Source organism: Devosia algicola (genome assembly GCF_028816455.1).
Lineage (GTDB): Bacteria > Pseudomonadota > Alphaproteobacteria > Rhizobiales > Devosiaceae > Devosia > Devosia algicola.
Map to the genome: position 1 here is coordinate 42,962 of NZ_CP118246.1, position 17,550 is coordinate 60,511.

20 protein-coding genes and 2 pseudogenes are annotated in these 17,550 nt (G+C 59.1%); 15 read left to right on the plus strand and 7 right to left on the minus strand.

What is annotated here, in order from left to right; translation table 11 throughout:
- The first annotated feature begins 24 nt into the window (after positions 1–24).
- Positions 25–1,026 carry an asparaginase gene (locus PSQ19_RS00260; RefSeq protein WP_282219117.1) on the plus strand — a complete coding sequence of 334 codons (1,002 nt, stop codon included), beginning with the start codon at positions 25–27 and terminating at the stop codon, positions 1,024–1,026.
- Here PSQ19_RS00260 and PSQ19_RS00265 read toward each other — a convergent pair.
- Positions 1,023–2,351 carry a TIGR03808 family TAT-translocated repetitive protein gene (locus tag PSQ19_RS00265; RefSeq protein ID WP_282219118.1) on the minus strand — a complete coding sequence of 443 codons (1,329 nt, stop codon included), beginning with the start codon at positions 2,349–2,351 and terminating at the stop codon, positions 1,023–1,025. The genes PSQ19_RS00260 and PSQ19_RS00265 overlap by 4 nt on opposite strands.
- Positions 2,352–2,481: 130 nt before the next feature.
- Here PSQ19_RS00265 and PSQ19_RS00270 point away from each other — a divergent pair.
- Positions 2,482–3,989, plus strand: a pseudogene (locus PSQ19_RS00270) (helicase HerA-like C-terminal domain-containing protein).
- A 1-nt stretch (position 3,990) separates the two neighbouring features.
- Complete coding sequence (locus PSQ19_RS00275) at positions 3,991–4,548, plus strand: LOG family protein (RefSeq protein WP_282219119.1); 558 nt, start codon at positions 3,991–3,993, stop codon at positions 4,546–4,548.
- A gap of 18 nt (positions 4,549–4,566) precedes the next feature.
- Here PSQ19_RS00275 and PSQ19_RS00280 read toward each other — a convergent pair whose 3' ends face one another.
- The 5 genes from PSQ19_RS00280 to PSQ19_RS19220 all read right to left on the minus strand — a co-directional run bounded on the left by PSQ19_RS00280 (position 4,567) and on the right by PSQ19_RS19220 (position 8,053).
- A complete protein-coding gene (locus tag PSQ19_RS00280) occupies positions 4,567–4,905 on the minus strand; it encodes a response regulator transcription factor (RefSeq protein WP_282219120.1) in 339 nt (112 codons plus the stop codon).
- Positions 4,877–5,113 (minus strand): hypothetical protein, encoded by a 237-nt coding sequence (locus PSQ19_RS00285; RefSeq protein WP_282219121.1) that lies wholly within the window; start codon positions 5,111–5,113, stop codon positions 4,877–4,879. The genes PSQ19_RS00280 and PSQ19_RS00285 overlap by 29 nt, the downstream gene beginning before the upstream one ends.
- 154 nt (positions 5,114–5,267) lie before the next feature.
- A complete protein-coding gene (locus PSQ19_RS00290) occupies positions 5,268–5,873 on the minus strand; it encodes a superoxide dismutase (RefSeq protein WP_282219122.1) in 606 nt (201 codons plus the stop codon).
- A 100-nt stretch (positions 5,874–5,973) separates the two neighbouring features.
- On the minus strand, positions 5,974–7,494 hold the full coding sequence (locus PSQ19_RS00295) for a S9 family peptidase (protein ID WP_328517700.1): 1,521 nt from the start codon (positions 7,492–7,494) through the stop codon (positions 5,974–5,976).
- A complete protein-coding gene (locus tag PSQ19_RS19220; RefSeq protein WP_328517701.1) occupies positions 7,448–8,053 on the minus strand; it encodes a S9 family peptidase in 606 nt (201 codons plus the stop codon). Before PSQ19_RS19220 ends, PSQ19_RS00295 begins: the two co-directional genes overlap by 47 nt.
- A 365-nt stretch (positions 8,054–8,418) precedes the next feature.
- Between PSQ19_RS19220 and PSQ19_RS19225 the strand changes: the two are divergent.
- From PSQ19_RS19225 to PSQ19_RS00350, 12 genes and pseudogenes are all read left to right on the plus strand, one after another.
- Positions 8,419–8,769: pseudogene (locus tag PSQ19_RS19225) on the plus strand (putative monovalent cation/H+ antiporter subunit A); the annotation flags it as partial.
- 97 nt (positions 8,770–8,866) lie between these two features.
- Positions 8,867–10,603 (plus strand): hydrogen gas-evolving membrane-bound hydrogenase subunit E, encoded by a 1,737-nt coding sequence (gene mbhE / locus PSQ19_RS00300; protein ID WP_328517702.1) that lies wholly within the window; start codon positions 8,867–8,869, stop codon positions 10,601–10,603.
- Positions 10,600–11,025 (plus strand): MnhB domain-containing protein, encoded by a 426-nt coding sequence (locus tag PSQ19_RS00305; protein WP_282219123.1) that lies wholly within the window; start codon positions 10,600–10,602, stop codon positions 11,023–11,025. Before mbhE ends, PSQ19_RS00305 begins: the two co-directional genes overlap by 4 nt.
- Positions 11,025–11,402 carry a Na+/H+ antiporter subunit C gene (locus PSQ19_RS00310; RefSeq protein WP_282219124.1) on the plus strand — a complete coding sequence of 126 codons (378 nt, stop codon included), beginning with the start codon at positions 11,025–11,027 and terminating at the stop codon, positions 11,400–11,402. The genes PSQ19_RS00305 and PSQ19_RS00310 overlap by 1 nt, the downstream gene beginning before the upstream one ends.
- Positions 11,403–11,404: 2 nt before the next feature.
- Positions 11,405–13,027: a proton-conducting transporter transmembrane domain-containing protein gene (locus PSQ19_RS00315; RefSeq protein WP_282219125.1), complete on the plus strand. Its 1,623-nt coding sequence runs from the start codon at positions 11,405–11,407 to the stop codon at positions 13,025–13,027.
- Positions 13,024–13,446, plus strand: coding sequence for a Na+/H+ antiporter subunit E (locus PSQ19_RS00320; RefSeq protein WP_282219126.1), 423 nt, complete (start codon positions 13,024–13,026; stop codon positions 13,444–13,446). Before PSQ19_RS00315 ends, PSQ19_RS00320 begins: the two co-directional genes overlap by 4 nt.
- Before the next feature lie 54 nt (positions 13,447–13,500).
- Positions 13,501–13,794 (plus strand): cation:proton antiporter, encoded by a 294-nt coding sequence (locus tag PSQ19_RS00325; RefSeq protein ID WP_282219127.1) that lies wholly within the window; start codon positions 13,501–13,503, stop codon positions 13,792–13,794.
- Entirely contained in the window at positions 13,791–14,138 is a 348-nt protein-coding gene (gene mnhG, locus PSQ19_RS00330) for a monovalent cation/H(+) antiporter subunit G (protein ID WP_282219128.1), read from the plus strand. Before PSQ19_RS00325 ends, mnhG begins: the two co-directional genes overlap by 4 nt.
- Before the next feature lie 132 nt (positions 14,139–14,270).
- A complete protein-coding gene (locus PSQ19_RS00335; RefSeq protein WP_282219129.1) occupies positions 14,271–14,693 on the plus strand; it encodes a MucR family transcriptional regulator in 423 nt (140 codons plus the stop codon).
- Positions 14,694–14,906: 213 nt separating this feature from the next.
- Complete coding sequence (locus PSQ19_RS00340; protein ID WP_282219130.1) at positions 14,907–15,812, plus strand: GntR family transcriptional regulator; 906 nt, start codon at positions 14,907–14,909, stop codon at positions 15,810–15,812.
- A gap of 97 nt (positions 15,813–15,909) precedes the next feature.
- The gene (locus PSQ19_RS00345) at positions 15,910–16,305 is read left to right on the plus strand and encodes a helix-turn-helix domain-containing protein (RefSeq protein WP_282219131.1); all 396 of its coding nucleotides are present in this window, start codon (positions 15,910–15,912) and stop codon (positions 16,303–16,305) included.
- On the plus strand, positions 16,292–17,059 hold the full coding sequence (locus PSQ19_RS00350; protein WP_282219132.1) for a DUF6456 domain-containing protein: 768 nt from the start codon (positions 16,292–16,294) through the stop codon (positions 17,057–17,059). The genes PSQ19_RS00345 and PSQ19_RS00350 overlap by 14 nt, the downstream gene beginning before the upstream one ends.
- A gap of 17 nt (positions 17,060–17,076) precedes the next feature.
- Here PSQ19_RS00350 and PSQ19_RS00355 read toward each other — a convergent pair whose 3' ends face one another.
- Positions 17,077–17,502, minus strand: coding sequence for a SufE family protein (locus PSQ19_RS00355; protein WP_282219133.1), 426 nt, complete (start codon positions 17,500–17,502; stop codon positions 17,077–17,079).
- Positions 17,503–17,550 lie beyond the last annotated feature (48 nt).

Here is a 17,550-nt window from a genome sequence, read left to right on the forward strand (position 1 = left end):
AACAGCCCGGACCGGAGTTTTATTATGGACGCCAACCCTATTCTCGCCGAAACCCTGCGCGGCAACTGGGTGGAGAATCGCCATCGCGGCGCCTTTGCCATCCTCGATGCCGATGGAGGGATCATCGCGGCGGTCGGTGACATCGAGCGGTCGATCTTTCCGCGTTCGGCGATCAAGTCGATGCAGGCGCTGCCAATCATTACCCGGCACGCCGACGACAAATTCCACCATAGCGCCAAGGAACTTGCGCTGGCCTGCGCCTCCCACCATGGCGAAGTGATTCATACCAAAACTGTTGACGCGTTTCTTGAACGCATGGGCTTAACCCCGGACGTGCTCGAATGCGGCACGCACATGCCGACCAATCCAGCGGCGCGTGCTGCCTTGCGCGCTGCCGGGGAAAAGCCGAGCGCCTTGCACAATAATTGTTCGGGCAAACATTCGGGTATGTTGTCGGTGGCGCTGGCCATGGGGGTGTCGCCCACCGGCTATGTCGGGCGCGAACACGCCGTGCAGGTAGCGGTGCGCGACGCGGTCGAGACAGTGATCGGGGAGTCGCTGTCCGAGGGAAAGTGCGGCACCGATGGGTGTTCTATCCCCACTTTTGCCGCCCCGATCCGCGCTTTTGCCTTTGGCTTTGCGCGCATGGCGACGGGCAGGGGCTTGCCCGAAAATTACGCCAGTGCCGCCCAACGCCTGTTTGACGCGGCGACCAGCCATCCGCATCTGGTGGCGGGCACCGGCCATGCCGATACGCTGATCATGGAGGCCTTTGGCGGGCGGGTGATGCAAAAGGTCGGGGCCGACGGCGTGCAATGTGGCGCCATCCGCGACAAGGGCTGGGGCTATGCGCTCAAATGCGATGATGGCAATATTCCGGCCTCGCAAGCCATGCTGGCGGCCATGCTGATGCACTATGCCGAGCCGGACGCCAACCAGAGGGCGGTGCTGGAAAATCTTGCGCGCCAGCCGGTCCGCAGCGTGCGCGGCGACGAGGTTGGCCTGTTGCGTGCCGCAAAAGTCTAGCTGTTGGCGTTCAGCGTCACATTGGGAAATTTGGCGATGTCGGCACCAAGATCGGTCGACACCACCTCCTGCCAGCGCAGGCCGACGAGTTTGGCCTTGCGCGCGGCAATGAGATTGCCCGCGATATGCACCGAGCCACTTTCCTCAACGACGCTGACGCCAATGCCATAATCGGCTTCGCTGACCACATTGGAGGCGATCAGCACATTATCGAGAAAGCTGCCATAGCCCGCCATGATGGCAATGCCGGGCACATTGCTGACGCTGTTACCCGATATCGCGGTATCGGCTTCGGCGTAAATGCCGATGGGGATGGTGTCCGGATTGACCGCTGAATTTGGCGTGATGTTGCGCACAATATTGCCTGAACACACTGCCAGACGCCCGCCCTGATCGAGATTGGTGATCGAAATGCCGGTGGCGGCATTATCGATGATGTTGTTGGCAATGACCGAACCCGAAAAGGCGAACTCTGAAAATATCGCGACTTCCCCGGCATTGAGGCACAGATTGCCTGAAACCTGACTATTGCGTGTCGAATTGAGACGGATGGCGGAAAAAGCGCAACCATCAATATGGTTGTCGGCGATGATGACCTCATCGGCCCTGTAAATATTGATGCCATTGCCGTTCTGGCCATTGCCGCCATCGCGCCAGTCGATGGCCGCGATGCGATTACCGCGCACGATGCTGCCGTCTGGCCCCGCCTCGTCGCGCCATATGCGGATACCGGCATTGCCGCAGCGGGCAATGCGATTATTGGTGATCAGCAGACCGCGACTATTGGCCGAATGAATGGCGGCATCGGCGAGATCGGCAAAATGGCAGTCTGAAATATTGAGCGCACTATCACGCGTTGCAATACCGCCGCCACCGCCGCTGAATTGGCAGCGCACCAGACTTATATTGTCACTGGCGCTGATATCGAGCAGCGGTCCCTGACTGGTCGGGGCGTCTATATTGGCGGCAAATCCTAACCCGGTGATGGTGATGGCTTGGGCAGTCCCGATGCGGGCGACAGGCGCCGCACCACGAGCGCGCAAAATCGTGGCGTTGCCCGATCCTTCAAGCGCAAGGCGTGCCGGAAACGCCAGCGTTCCAACCGAAATGTCGCCGGGCGGCAGTATAAGGGTCTGGCCCGACGCGGCGGCATTATCGATTGCCTGCTGCACTGCTACCGTCTGATCGGTGCCATCCCCGGAAACAATTCCCAGGGACGCCCCATCAAGCAGCGATTGTGCACGACTGGCAGTGCACATGACCAGACTGGCAGCGCCGATGCTGGCCAAAAAGCGGCGCCGATTGGAGATGAGTGCGGTTTTCATGAGGTGATTGTGCCGTTTTCCGCGCCTTGAGGCCACAACTGCTCACTGGATTGGTGAACGTTTCCCGCTACGCTTGTCCCGCAGCATTCCACCCGGCTATAAGGGCGAACCAAATGAGGATGGCCGACCTATGCTGCTTGATGACAAGATCTACCTTGGTACCAGTACGCGCCCCGAATATCTGGCGCTCAAATATGGTAATCGCCACGGGTTGATCACCGGCGCCACCGGGACCGGCAAGACGGTTTCCCTGCAAATCATGGCGGAAGGTTTTTCGCGCGCCGGGGTGCCGGTATTTTGTGCCGACGTGAAGGGCGATCTGTCCGGCATTGCCGTTTCGGGCGAGGGCAAGGATTTTCTGCTCAAACGCGCCGCCGATATCGGGTTGGGCGACGAATATGACTTCAAGGCCTTTCCCACAATTTTCTGGGATCTTTTGGTCGGCAGGGCCACCCGGTGCGCACCACCGTGTCGGAAATGGGCGCGCTGTTGCTCTCCAGAATGCTTGATCTCAACGATACCCAGGAAGGCGTTTTGAACGTGGCGTTCAAGCTCGCCGACGACGAGGGTCTGTTGATACTCGATCTCAAGGATTTGCGCGCGCTGCTGGTTGATATTCAGGCCCGCGCCAAGGAAGTCTCGGTTCAATATGGCAATGTCTCGACGGCAAGCATCGGCGCCATCCAGCGTGCCCTGCTGGTGTTGGAACAGCAGGGTGGTGAGCATTTCTTTGGCGAGCGGGCCATGAACATTGCCGATCTCATGCGCAGCGCCAGCGATGGGCGCGGCTATATTTCGGTATTGGCCGCCGATGAATTGATGCGCGCGCCGCGTCTCTACGCAACATTTCTGCTGTGGCTATTGTCCGAACTGTTCGAGGAATTGCCCGAGGTGGGCAATCCTGACAAGCCGAAACTTGTGTTCTTTTTCGACGAAGCGCATCTGTTGTTTGATGATGCACCCAAAGCGCTGATCGACAAGGTCGAGCAGGTGGTCAGGCTGGTGCGCTCCAAGGGCGTTGGCGTTTATTTTGTTACGCAAAACCCCATGGATGTGCCCGAGCCGGTGCTGGCGCAATTGGGTAATCGCGTGCAGCACGCCCTGCGCGCCTATACCCCGCGCGAGCAAAAGGCCGTGCGGGTCGCGGCTGAAACCTTCCGGCCCAATCCCGCCTTTTCAACCGAGGAGGTCATAACCCAACTCGGCACCGGCGAGGCGCTGGTTTCGACGCTGGAGGACAAGGGTGTTCCCTCAATGGTCGGCCGCACCATGATTCGACCGCCCTCATCCCGACTGGGGCCGATATTGCCCGAGGAACGGCGGGCGTTGATCGCCAATTCGCCGGTCGCCGGACTTTATGACACCGCCATTGATCGCCAGTCCGCCTTTGAAGTTCTGGCCGATCGCGCCCGGCAAAAACAGGATGCCGAGCAGCGCCAGCAGATCGAGGACGAGCGCGAAAAGCGCGAGCGTAACTATCAACAGGATCACGAACCACGCCGCCGCACCACCCGGTCCCGGTCCAGCCGACAGACGCCAACCGAAGCCGCAATCAATTCGCTGGCGCGCACAGTGGCAAATCGTCTGGGCAATGCGCTGGTGCGCGGCATTCTAGGCAGCCTGAAACGGGGGCGCTGACATGGCGGTTATTGCGCATCCGATGCTGGCGGTTTTTGCTTCGGACAAAGGCCCAGGCGACGCCGAACGCGCCAGCATCATGGGGCAGGCGGGCACCTATCTGGCGCGGCGCGGCGCAAAAATCCTCTGTCTTGCCGAGAACGGCATTCTGCCAGTACCGCTGATAACCGCAGCCCGCGCCGCCGGTGGCGCGGTGACCATCATTGCCGATGCGGGCATGGTATTGCCAAGGGCACTGGCCAGTATTCCGGTGGAAATCATTGCCGACCGCGACCAACGCTGGACGCGAGTCGGCGAACTGGCCGACGCCTTTGTCGGCCTGCCCGGCTCACTGGACAGCTCAACCGGGCTTTTTGGTTCCTGGACCTCGGCAAAGGCCGCGGGACATTATTGCCCGGTCGTGTTCCTCAACAAACACCGGGCGTTTGAGGTACTACGCGGCTATGCCGCCGATGTGCTGTCACCCGGCCTGAAAGGCCATGAACGGATCGTGCAGTTCACCGAATCAATTGAAGATCTGTGGAGCCGCGTCAGTCGCCTGCTCAACGAATCCCATTGATCGACAACGGCAGGTTTTTTAGAGGCCGGGATGTTCGGGCGCGGCGCGACGATCAGGAAACAGAGGTACGACATTGTCCGTATAGCGGCGCATGGGCTGGGTGGTGCGGTTCTGGAAACTGACGCGATCACGCCGGTCGGGACCGCGATAGCCGCTACCGCTGGCAATGGTTGAACGGGGCTTGCGCACATGCGCCTGAACCCGCGTCAAGATATGGCGCGGTGACATCGGCTTGACGATGACTTCGTCAATGCCGGCGCGGATGGCGCGATGCCGTGTTGTCGTGGTGATTGACCTTGTCAGTCCGATCGCAGAAAATGCGGCATTTTCAACGAGACTCGTCGCGGCGAAGATCATAAACCAGATCGCCGGCCGGGGCGCTTTCACTGTCAAAATCGCAGACCAGCACATCAACAGGGGCAACGCGCATATAGGCGCGCAGGCCGTGGACGCTGTCAAATTGCCGAACCCGCAACCGCGTATCGCCACCAACCACCATCGCCAGAATGGACGACAGAGCGCTGTTGGCAGCGAAAATGGCAATGACCCGGACGGTCTGGTTCAACTGGTGCTTCTCCCAATGGTAAACAAACCGTTACCATGAGTGGGCGCGCCGTTGAAGGGGGCAGTTTGGCCAATGACTAATTCTTAAGCGGTAGTGCACAAGAAAACGCCGGCCCAAATGAGCCGGCGAAATCACGCGGTTTATCGATGAAACCCTAGCGGGCTTCTTCAAACAGCTGCTCGACATGTTCCCAGTTGACCAGATTGTCGAACCAGGCCTCGAGATATTTCGGGCGCGCATTGCGGTAATCGATATAATAGGAGTGCTCCCACACATCGACGCCGAGCAGCGGCTTGCCGCCATGAACCAGCGGGCTTTCGCCATTGGCGGTCTTGGACACTTCGAGCTTGCCGTTCTTGAGCGACAGCCAGGCCCAGCCTGAACCGAACTGGGTCGTGCCCGCAGCAATGAAATCGGTACGGAACTTGTCAAAACCGCCAAGATCGGAATCAATGGCTGCCTGCAGCGCGCCGGGCAATTTCTTGCCACCGCCATTGGGCTTCATCCAGTTCCAGAAGTGGGTGTGGTTGTAATGCTGGCCGGCATTGTTGAACAGGCCGGCATTCTTGCCAAAGCTTTCCTTGACGATGTCTTCGAGCGCCAGCACTTCAAGACCCGAACCCTCCAGCAGCTTTTCGCCGTTGGTTACATAGGCCTGATGATGCTTGTCATGGTGAAACTCAAGCGTTTCGGCCGACATGTAGGGGCCCAGCGCATCATAGGCGTAGGGCAATGCGGGCAAAGTAAACTTGGTGGACATAATAGCCTCCGGTTGTTGAAAATCTTGACGCTGAACGCGCGGGTGGTCGCTTTGATATAGGCGGTTTGTGACGCGGCAACAATTGTTTAGGCGAGAATGATCATTCCAATCCAGCCGCCTTTAGCGCAAAGGCGTAACTCATGGCGGTTTCCTTGATGCGGTCAAACCGGCCCGACGCGCCCCCATGGCCCGCGCCCATGTTGGTGCGCAGGTACAACGGTGCGTCGCCGGTCTTGGTTGCGCGCAATCTGGCCACCCATTTGGCTGGTTCCCAATAGGTGACCCTGGGATCGGTAAGCCCCGCCAATGCAAAGATTGGCGGGTAGTCCTGGGCGCTGACCTGCTCATAGGGCGCGTAGGCGGCAATGCGGGCATAATCCTCGGGCGAAACCAGTGGGTTACCCCATTCGGGCCATTCGGGGGGCGTGAGCGGCAGGGTTTCATCGAGCATGGTATTGAGCACATCGACAAACGGCACCTGCGCCACAATGCCGCCCCAGAGGTCCGGCCGCAAATTGGCAATGGCGCCCATCAGCATGCCGCCGGCGGAACCGCCATGGGCAACGATTCGGCCCTTGGCGGTATAATTTTGTTCGATCAGCATTTCGGCGGCGGCAATGAAATCGGTAAAACTGTTGGTCTTGTGTTCGCGTCGCCCTTTTGCGTACCAGCCATAGCCCTTGTCCATGCCGCCACGAATATGGGCAATGGCATAGACCATGCCGCGATCAACCAGCGACAGCGCCGACACTGAAAAGGCCGCCGGCATCGCCATGCCATAGGCGCCATAGCCATAAAGCAGCGCCGGAGCGGTGCCATCGAGCTTTAGGCCCTTTTTGTAGAGCAATGTAACCGGCACTGTCTCGCCATCCGGGGCGGTGGCAAACAGGCGGCGGGTGACATAGTCGGCCGGATCGTGCCCCGAGGGCACTTCCTGCTCTTTGAGCAGGGTTCGCGCCCCGGTATCGAGATCAACATCATAGGTGCGCGACGGCGTGGTGGGCGAGGAGTAAGTCAGGCGAAACACTGACGTATCGAACTCAAAGCCGACCGACATGCCAAGCGCATAGGCTTCCTCTTCGAACCGGACTGTTTCCTCGCGATCAGTGCGCAGATCACGCACGACGATGCGGGGCAGCCCCTCAAAACGCTCGAGCCGCAGCAAATGATTCTTGATCACAATGATGTCGAGGACCAGTACGCCCGGCACATAGGGTACCAGATCCACCCAGTTTTCAGCGGCAGGCGCATCGGCGGAGACGGTGACGATCTTGAAATCCTCGGCCCCCTCGGCGTTGGTGCGAATGAACAGAGTGCCGCCGCGCTCATCGACCTCATATTCACGATCGGTCACCCGTGGGGCGACCAGACGCGGTTCGCCACCGGCACGGGCGTCGACCAGCCAGCACTCAGACGTTTGATGGTCATGGGCATCGATGACGATGAATTTGTTGGAGAGCGTAATGCCGACGCCAACGAAAAACCCAGGGTCTTTTTCCTCAAAGATGATGGCATCGCTTGCCTGATCCGTGCCGATGACATGCAGGCGCACCCTGAACGGGCGGTGATTATCATCATATTCGGTATAATAGATCGCCGAGCTCGTCCGGCGCCCAGACATAAGCGCCAGCGGTGTTGGCGATGATTTCGGGACTGTCCTTGCCGGTCTCAAGATCGCGGATCACGATGTCGAAATATTCCGAGCCGCTGCGATCTGCTGCCCAGGCGAGGAATTTGTGGGACCGGTCATGCTCGGCCCCCGCAAAGCCGAAATAATCCTCGCCCGCCTCGACATTGCAATCGAGCAAAACGGTTTCAGGGCCGCCATCGCGGGCCGTGCGCACGATCTGGGGATATTGCTTGCCCTCGAGCATCCGCGAATTATAGGCGTAGGCACCGTCGGGGGTCGGCACGCCGCTATCATCTTCCTTTATCCGGCCACGGATTTCCTTGTAGATCGCCTCCTGCAGTTTTTCGGTTGGCGCGCCGAACTCGGCCTCGAAAAAATCGTTCTCGGCCTCGAGATAGGCGCGGATATCGGGCGCCAGGTTATCGGGTTGCTGCATTACTTCCTGCCAGTTTTCAGCCCGCAGCCAATGATAGGGGTCATCGCGGGTAATGCCGTGAAAGGTGGCGTGATGGGCTTTTGTCGCGGCGACTGGGGGCAGGCGTTGGGGCATGAAACCATCCCGGTAAATCGACGGACAGGTCGGGCCAGACCGTCTTGGTGGCAGAAACGAATGCAGATGTAAGCCGGTAAAACGCAGATTGCGAGGGGACAATGCCCCTTTAGGCTTGTTCGATAGCGCTCAATGGTTAGATTGACGCCCGTCCAGGCTCGCCAGAATCGGCAGCATGTTTGAGGAATTTGCCGGATTTGGGATTGTCGCTTGATCTGAGTATTGTCCTGGTCGCCATAGCACCATTTCTCGCCGCCCTGGTGGCGCCGTGGGTGCTGCGCGGTACCGGCCGCCATATCGGCTGGGTGATGGCGCTGGTGCCTGCCGCAATTTTCCTGTTCCTGACCCAGTTCATCGACCCGGTAATGCATGGCGAGACCATACGGGCCAGCATCGCCTGGATACCCAGCTTCAATCTGGCGCTGTCATTCTATATCGACGGGCTGAGCCTGACCTTTGCACTGACCATTTCGGGCATCGGTACGTTGATCGTGATCTATTCGGGCGCTTATGTATCGGGCCACGCCCATCACGGGCGTTTCATGAGCTTTTTGTTGGCCTTCATGGGCGCCATGCTCGGACTGGTTCTGTCCGACAATATGGTGGCGCTGTTCACCTTTTGGGAACTGACCGCGGTCACCTCGTTCCTGTTGATCGGCTTTGACCATACCCGCCAGGCGGCGCGCCGGGCTGCCATCCAGGCTATTGTTGTCACCAATATTGGCGGCCTGTCGCTGCTTTTCGGCGTTATCGTCCTGCATCACCTGACAGGGCAATGGGAGCCTGAGCGCCCTGCGCGAGTTGGGGGATACAGTGCGCGGGGCCGATCTGTACCCGCTGGCGCTGATCCTGATATTGGGCGCAGCCTTTACCAAGTCGGCCCAGTTTCCGTTTCATTTCTGGCTGCCCAACGCCATGGAAGCGCCAACCCCGGTCTCGGCATTTTTGCACTCGGCCACCATGGTGCAGGCTGGCGTATATCTTTTGGCGCGCATGACCCCGATGCTGGGCGAAACAGTGGCCTGGACCACGGTCTTGACGGTTTTCGGCAGCGTCACGCTATTGTGGGGCGGCATCGCGGCGCTGCGCCAGACCGACATGAAACAGATGCTGGCCCAGTCCACCATCGCCTCGCTCGGTCTTCTTGTGTTGTTGATCGGGGTGGGCAGCGAGGCCGCCATTTCCGGCATGGTGGTCTATTTCGTCGCCCACGCACTCTATAAGGCTGGCTTTTTCATGCTGGTCGGCGCCATCGATCATGGCACCGGTACCCGCGATATCACCGCCCTCGGCGGCCTGCGCACCAAGATGCCCCTGACCTTTATCGCCGCCCTGTTGGCCGCGCTTGCCATGGTTGGCCTGCCGCTGACCGTTGGCTACCTGGCCAAGGAAGAAATGTATATTGCCCTGGCCAACCCCGATTGGCGGCCAATAGTGTTGTTGCTAGTCGCTATTACCGGCAATGCGCTGCTGGCCGGAGTTGGCCTCGCCATCGCCATCAAACCGTTTTTCGGCCCGTTGCTCCCCACCCCCAAACATCCCCATGAAGGCGCGCCGGGATTGGTCGTCGGACCGCTGGTGCTGGGGGCACTGGGGGTCGGTATGGCGCTGGCAACCGACTGGTTCGGCCATACGGTGCTGGTGCCCACCGCCTCGGCGATCCTGCATGCTGAAGTCGAGTCGCATTTGACACTGGTGCCCGATTTCACCGGCCTCATTCCATTCCTGTCGGCGCTGACCTGGGCGCTCGGGGCGCTGGTATTTTTCCAACTGGTGTCCATGCGCAGCGCCATACGCCGCCTGACCCAGCAATTGCCCAATGCCGACAGGGCTTTTGACGGGCTGATGTTTGGGCTGATCAGCTTTGCCGGTGCCATCACGCGGTTTTTCCACCACGGCCGTCTGGAACGCTATTTGCAGATGGTTTTTGTCGCACTGGCGCTGGCCATGGTGCTGCCACTGGCGCTTAATCATGGCTATGATGTGCTGCTGCCGTTCAGCGAATGGATCGCCCATCCGCTATTGCCCACCATGATGGCCTATGAATGGATAGTCTTGGGCATGGCCGTCCTCGGATTGGTCGCCCTCCTGGTCGCCCGCAACCGCCTGAGTTCGATCCTGGCGCTGGGTATTCAGGGCACCTCGATTGCCTTGATTTTTTTGCTGTTTGGCGCACCGGACCTCGCCTTTACCCAATTCATGGTCGAAATTCTCTCCGTGGTCATTCTGGCGCTGGTCATGACCCGTCTCAACCTGCGTGAACGTGACAATCGCCCCTTTGAAGACATTTTCCGCGACGGCTTTATCGCGCTGGTGTGCGGGGTCGGCGTGGCGCTGATGTTGATGGTTATCCTCACCGGCACACTGGATACGCGCCTGAGTGACTTCTTCACCGCCACCAGCCTGCCCGTGGCGCACGGCCGCAACATCGTCAATGTTATTCTGGTGGACTATCGCGGACTGGATACGTTGGGTGAAATATCGGTAGTCATGGCCGCCGGTATCGCCATTCTGGCGCTGATCCGCAGCCGGTCAAAGGGGCGGTCATGAAAACTGTAATTTTCCGCACGATCGCCCCGTTTATCGTCGCCGTGATGATCGTCTTTGCCATCTATGTCAGCCTGCGCGGCCATAATGAGCCGGGCGGCGGCTTTATCGGCGGTCTGATCGCTGCCTCCTCCATGGCGGTGTTCGGCATGGCATCGGGCGTCGACGCGGTGCGCAAGGCGCTAAAATTCGATCCGCTGGGCTATGCCGGTTTTGGCGTATTCATTGCCGGGTTCTCCGGGCTCCTGTCGCTGTTTACCGGATCGCCTTTCCTGACCAGCATCTGGCTTTATCTGCCCGTGGGGCGCGACACCATTCCGTTCTCGACCCCGATGGTCTTTGATATCGGGGTGTTTTTCGTCGTGTTTGGCACACTGACCTCAGTGGCGCTGGCGCTGGAAGACGATGGGGGGGCAATCGGCTGATGGAATATATGATCGCGGCCCTCGTCGGCCTGTTTTTTGTGTTCGGCATTTATTTTCTGTTGTCGCGCTCGCTCATCCGCATGTTGCTGGGGGTAGTGGTGCTCTCAAACGGCGTCAATCTCCTGATCTTTACCGCCGGTCGCCTGATGCGGGCGATCGCGCCAATCGTGCCGGACGGGTTGGACCAACCCGAAACCGCCATCGCCAATCCCTTGCCGCAGGCATTGATCCTGACCGCCATCGTCATTGGCTTCGCCATGTTCTCGTTCCTGCTGGTGCTGGCCTATCGTGCCTACCAAACGCTGGACGCCGATAACACCGACAATATGCGCGTCGCCGAGCCCCGAAACGGGCCGCAGCCGCCCTTGAGTTACTGATCATGGCCACCAGCGCACATCCCGCGACCGATTTGCCCCAGGCAATGATTTCAACCATGACCCCCGCCGGGGCATGGGTGATTGTGCTGCCGCTGGTATTGGCCCTGATGGGGGCGGCGCTGTTGCTGATGACGCGCCGGTCAAAGAATTATCACGCCGGCATTGCCATACTGATCGTTGGCGCCATTATCGCCTGCGATGGCGTGCTGTTGGCGGAGGTCCTGCAAAACGGTCCGGTCAGCATGACCATGGGCAAGTGGTTGCCCCCCTTCGGCATCAGCTTTACCGCCGACATTTTTGGCGCTGGTTTTGCCCTGACGGCAGCGCTGGTAACGCTGCTGCTGCTGGTCTATTCGCAGAGCGAACGCACAGCCGCCGATGGCGAGGACGGCTATTACGCACTGATATTGTTGTTGCTGGCCGGGGTCACTGGCTCGTTCCTGACCGGGGACCTGTTCAATCTCTATGTCTGGTTCGAAGTGATGCTGATCTCCTCGTTTGGCCTGATCGTCAATGGAGGCAGGGCGGTTCAACTCGATGGCGCGCTGAAATATGGGTTCCTCAATTTCCTTGCCACCACGTTTTTCCTGCTGTCGCTCGGGCTGATCTATGGCCTGCTCGGCACCCTCAACATGGCCGATATCATCGGGGCGGCACCACACGCCAATGCGGCGGCTTTGGGGGGCGTGGCCACTCTGATGTTGCTCGCCTTCGGCATCAAGGCCGCGGCCTTTCCGCTCAATGCCTGGCTGCCAGCCTCCTATCACACGCCCCCCGCCGCCGTTTCGGCGCTGTTTGCAGGTCTTCTCACCAAGGTTGGCATTTACGCACTCTTGCGGGTGCTGGTGGTTCTGCTACCCGCCAGTCGGGACATGCTGGAGCCGGTGCTGACGATCATTGCCGTGCTGACACTGATCATTTCGCCGTTGGGCGCCATCGCGGAAACCAATCTGCGCCGGGCAATGGGTTTTATTGTCATGGGCGGCATCGGGGTGGTCCTTGCCGGTATTGCCATACCGTCACAAAATGGCGTGGCCGGGTCGGGCATGTATATCGTGCACGCCATGCTGGTCATGACCGCGCTCTATCTGGTGGCGGGGCTGGTCGAAAAGGTCACCGGACAAACCGACAGCCGCAAGATGGGGGGCGTTTACGCCGCCAATTCGGTGGTGTCGACATTGTTCCTGCTGCTGGTTCTGGCCGCCGCCGGAGTGCCGCCATTCCTTGGCTTCTGGCCAAAACTGCTATTGTTGCAGGCTGGTCTCGATGCCGCCACCGGCACCGCAACAGGCATGCCACCCGACTTTTACGGCATCGGCATCATCGTGGCGCTGCTGCTTAACGCCTTCTTTACCCTGATCGCAGGAACCCGGCTTTGGGCCCATATCTTCTGGCGGGCCGGGGCAGAGGGGGAAACCTCCGAACATTCGCCGGTCCCGGTCGAACCCCTGAGCAATCGCAACAACCGTCTTGGCCTCTGGCCCTGCGTTGTGCTTGTCGCTGCCATCATGATCGCCGGACTGGCACCAAACTATCTTCTCGACGCGGCCCAGCGCGGCGCGGGTGACCTGATTGATCCGGCGCGCTATATTGCAGCGGTTGGCTTGGCGGGGAATTCACCATGAGTCTCTTGCTACTGATATTGGTGCTGGCGCTGATCTGGACCGCCGTATCCGGCGCCTTCAGCGGCCTTAACCTGGTTCTGGGCGTCACCATCGCCATGCTGGTGACCTTTGTGCTGCGCGACCGCGTCGCGCCGCCGGTGGCGATGCGTCGGCTGATGCGGATGTTCAGGCTCGCCCTGTTTTTCCTCAAGGAACTGGTGATCAGCACCTATCGCGTCAGTATGCTGGCATTGTCGCCCGGCGTACATCGGCGGCTCAACCCGGCCATCATCGCCGTGCCGCTCAATGTTAAATCTGACGCGGAGATTACGCTTTTGGCCAATCTCATAACCCTGACCCCCGGCACGCTCAGTGTTGACGTCTCCGAGGATAGCACCGTGCTATTTGTTCATGTTCTGGTACTCGACGGGCGAGGCTGAACTGCTTGCCGATATTGCATCGGGCTTTGAAGCGCGAATCGCGGCGGTGTTCGCATGACCGGGGTTACGCTGATCGCTTGGGCCAGCTTGATTGCGCTGATCATTTTGGGTGCCGCCATGGTGTTGGGCACGGTGCGAATCATCATCGGTCCCAGCCTGGGCGACCGGGTGCTGGCGCTCGACCTCTTGACCAATACGGCGTTGGGATTTGTGGCAACCTTTGCCATCCGCACCGGTCTGATGCTCTATCTCGATATTGCCATCGCATTGGGGTTGCTGGGGTTTTTGGCAACCTTGGCCTTTGCGCGCTACATGCTGACCCACGCCAAGCTGGAGCAGGAACCATGATAGCGGATCTGTTTTACGGCGCCGCCGCGATTGTCATGGTTGTTGGCGCCCTGTTTGTCCTGCTCGCGGCCATCGGCCTCCTGCGGTTTCCCGATCTCTATACCCGCATGCACGCGGCCTCTATGGCCGGGAGCGTCGGTTGCGGGTTGATATTGCTCGCAGTTGCGTTGGTGTCATTCGAGCTGGCCGTCGCCGTTCGAGCAGTACTGGGAATCGGGTTCTTGCTGCTGACCACACCGGTGGCTGCACATCTATTGGCCCGCTCAAGTCTTCATTCCTCTAATGATGGCGGAGACGTTTGCGTAACAAATGAACTATCCTCCGAAATAAAGACACAATTGTAGGCTCATGCTTGCGCCTTAGTTACCCACAAATTTGCTTCTACCAGCTTGCAATAGCAATCGAAGCGAATTAAACCAAAAGTTCTGGTCGAGAATAAATTCGTCCGGCCAACAAACTCATTCACGAGGTTGAGAATGTCTGATCCCGCAGCCGCGGCAAGTGGTTTTGAGAGCGATCTGATTGAGCTGAGCACAGATATCGTGTCGGCCTATGTAAGTCACAATGCGATGAGCCCGACCGATTTGCCAAAGCTCATTGGCGAAGTACATGCGGCTCTGCGCGCCCTGCAGAATAGCGAGGCGGCTGTTGTTGTTGAAGATCTCAAGCCTGCGGTCCCCGTACGCAAGTCGGTAGCGCCAGACTATATAATCTGCCTTGAAGACGGCAAGAAATTCAAGTCGCTCAAGCGCCATTTGCGCACGCACTATAATCTGTCCCCTGAAGAGTACCGCGAAAAGTGGGGCCTGCCGGCCGACTATCCCATGGTAGCGCCAAGCTATTCGGCCACACGCTCCAAGCTGGCCAAGGACAATGGTTTGGGCCGCAAGGCCGCCTGATCTCAGAGGGAAATATGTTTGACGGGCGATCGTTCTAGCGAGCGGTCGCCCGTTTGCGTTATTGAACTGGCATGTGACCAGCATAGTGTCAGCAATGATGCCACACGGCCCGGTGGCATTGAACTAGCGCATCGGGAAATGCGGGATCGGTCGAGAAAATCCACAACTCAATAGTGGCGACCGAAGGGACCAAAATGGGGGAGGAAGCGTCCATTGGCGCGCGACAACAGCGTCTTCAAGGACATCTATAATCACTGTCTGGACCTGATCGGGCGGACAGCAAACTGTGCAAACTTGCCCTCAGAAACCGAATTGGCGCGGCAACTCAGTGCCAGTCGCACCACGATTCGCGCCGTCCTCGAACGGCTGAATGCTGTGGGTTTGATAAGATGGCACGGCCGCAACAAGCTGATCATGCGGCAGCCGACGCCCGACGATTATTTTTCCGACGCGGAAACCCAATCTACCAGCGAAAAGATTGAGTTCCAGTTCATGGAATTCATCCTTGGCGGTGACCTGCGACCCGGCGACATTTTTCGCGAATCGGAATTGGCGCGTGAATTTGGAGTTGGCACGCCGGCCATTCGCGAGTTCCTGATAAAATTCTCACGTTTCGGTCTGATCGCCAAGGAGCCCAATCGACATTGGATCCTCAATGGTTTCACGCTCGACTTCGCCGAGGAACTGTTTTTCGTGCGCGAAAGCCTCGAAATGCGAGCCTTTGACGATTTTATGGCCAGGTGTGGCGCTGAAGAATTGACGGCACTGCAGCTATTGGCAACGGCGCACGAGGCGTTATGTGCCAATATTGATCGCGACTATGCGCAATTCTCGCGCCTTGACGACGAGTTTCACGAGACATTTTTGGTGAGATCGAGAAACCGGTTCGTTGCCGATTTCTTTGAAATGGTGTCAATGATTTTCCACTTTCACTATCGTTGGGACAAACAGAGTGAAAAGGCGCGGAATCATGTGGCAGCTGAGGAGCATTTGGCTGTCCTGCAGGCGATTCTGGTCGGTGATGCGAGGGCGGCGCGCGCCGCGTTTCAGGCCCATTTGAAATCGGCGCACCTGTCGCTGCTGACCTCGGTTGCCTGGGCAGACGACGACACGTCCTGAATTTTCATCAAGCACGGACTTTGTGCAACTTATCCCCGCCATCCCACCTCTGATCCATGATATAGGAATTAATTCCTTGTATGGATAGAGGCACATCATGCATGTCACCGGGCCTATTGCAACGACCCCGAAACGGGGTCGGGCCGTTGCCGATAGTTATGTCGAAGACGCCGCCAGCCTGGCGGTTATAAAACTGGTTTCAAGAGAAAAAAACGTTGCCGCGCGGCTTTTGACTCATCCCTCGCGCTGCCGTCGGAATACCGCGCAGGCGCGCCAACTTGCCATGTATCTGGTACATGTCTCGCTGGGCCGCAGCCTGACCGAAGTGGGGCGGGTTTTTGGTCGGGATAGGACTACAGTCTCCTATGCCTGCGCCCTGATCGAGGATGGCCGCGACGATGCCCGCTTTGACGCCGCCGTCGGCCAGTTGGAACTGCAGATCGAAGAAAATCTGCTGCAGTATGAGCAGGAGGGTGGTCATGGCCCGCGCTGATGTCCGCTCGATCCGTTTCGTCAAGGCATTGATGCCCGCTGATACCGCCCACAGGGACGAGCACGGCCAGTATGTGCTCGAAACCGCCACCAAAACCGCGCGGCTGCCTGCAGCTTCGGTCACCCGGCTGATCTCGATGGGGGTGCTGCACGGCAATGCGCGCCACTGTAGGCCAACGCCCGAAGCGCCGAATTGGCTGGCGCGCCAGCGATCAAGCGCGACGGCCTATGCCGATCAACACCGCCGCTTGAGCGCTGACGCCGACTCCATTGTCCGCAATCTCGACGAAAGCCCGCTGGCCAGACTGGCAGCGCCAGGCACCGGCGGAAGCCATGCGTTTCTTGCACCGCATCAGGTCGAAGCCGGTGAGCGATTGCGCCAATTGGTCGAGCGCGCCCAACTCGGCGCCCGCACGACCATGAGCTATGACGCCAGCCGCTCCATTCGCGCCAGGTCGGCGCCCGGCATGGCCGATCCGGGGGACATTGCAATAGATGCTCGCCGCCGCCTTGATGATATTGCTCGAGCGTTGCCGCCTGATTGCGCCGGCGTCGTGCTGGACGTCTGCGGTCTGCTCAAAGGATTGCAGGTGATCGAAACAGAACGCGGTTGGCCACGCCGCAGCGCCAAACTGGTCCTGCGAATCGGGCTGGACCAGCTTGCCGCGTTCTGGGGCCTGTCGGCCGAGGCGCGTGGGGTGGTGGCACGCGGCAATCATGCCTGGTTTGAGCAGCGTCCACACCGCTTCGAATAGGACTTGATGGGATTATATCAGGCGAGTGCCTTGGCCTCCCCGCGAATACGGTTGACCATGGCAACCAGACCATTGGCCCGCTGGGCCGTCAGATGCTCGCGCAGGCCCAGCTTGTCAAAAATCTCGATGGCATCGGTGGCGGCGATTTCGGTCGCGGGGCGCCCCGAATAGAGCGCCAACAATATCGCGACCAGCCCCTGAACAATCATGGCATCGGATTCGCCGCGATAATTGAGCACCGGTTCGCCCGCCTTCTCTGCCTGTGTTGAGGCAAGCCAGACCTGTGAAACACAGCCATGCACCTTGTTGGCATCGGTTTTTTCTGCCGCATCAAGCGCCTGGAGCGATTGCCCCAACTCGATGATATAGCGGTAACGCTCTTCCCAATCGTCGAGAAAGGTAAGGTTTTCGGCAATGTCCTGAAAGGCTTTTGGCTGATCCATGTGCTCTATCTAGTATAGCGGAGCGCAAAAAAGGAGCCACAAGTGCGG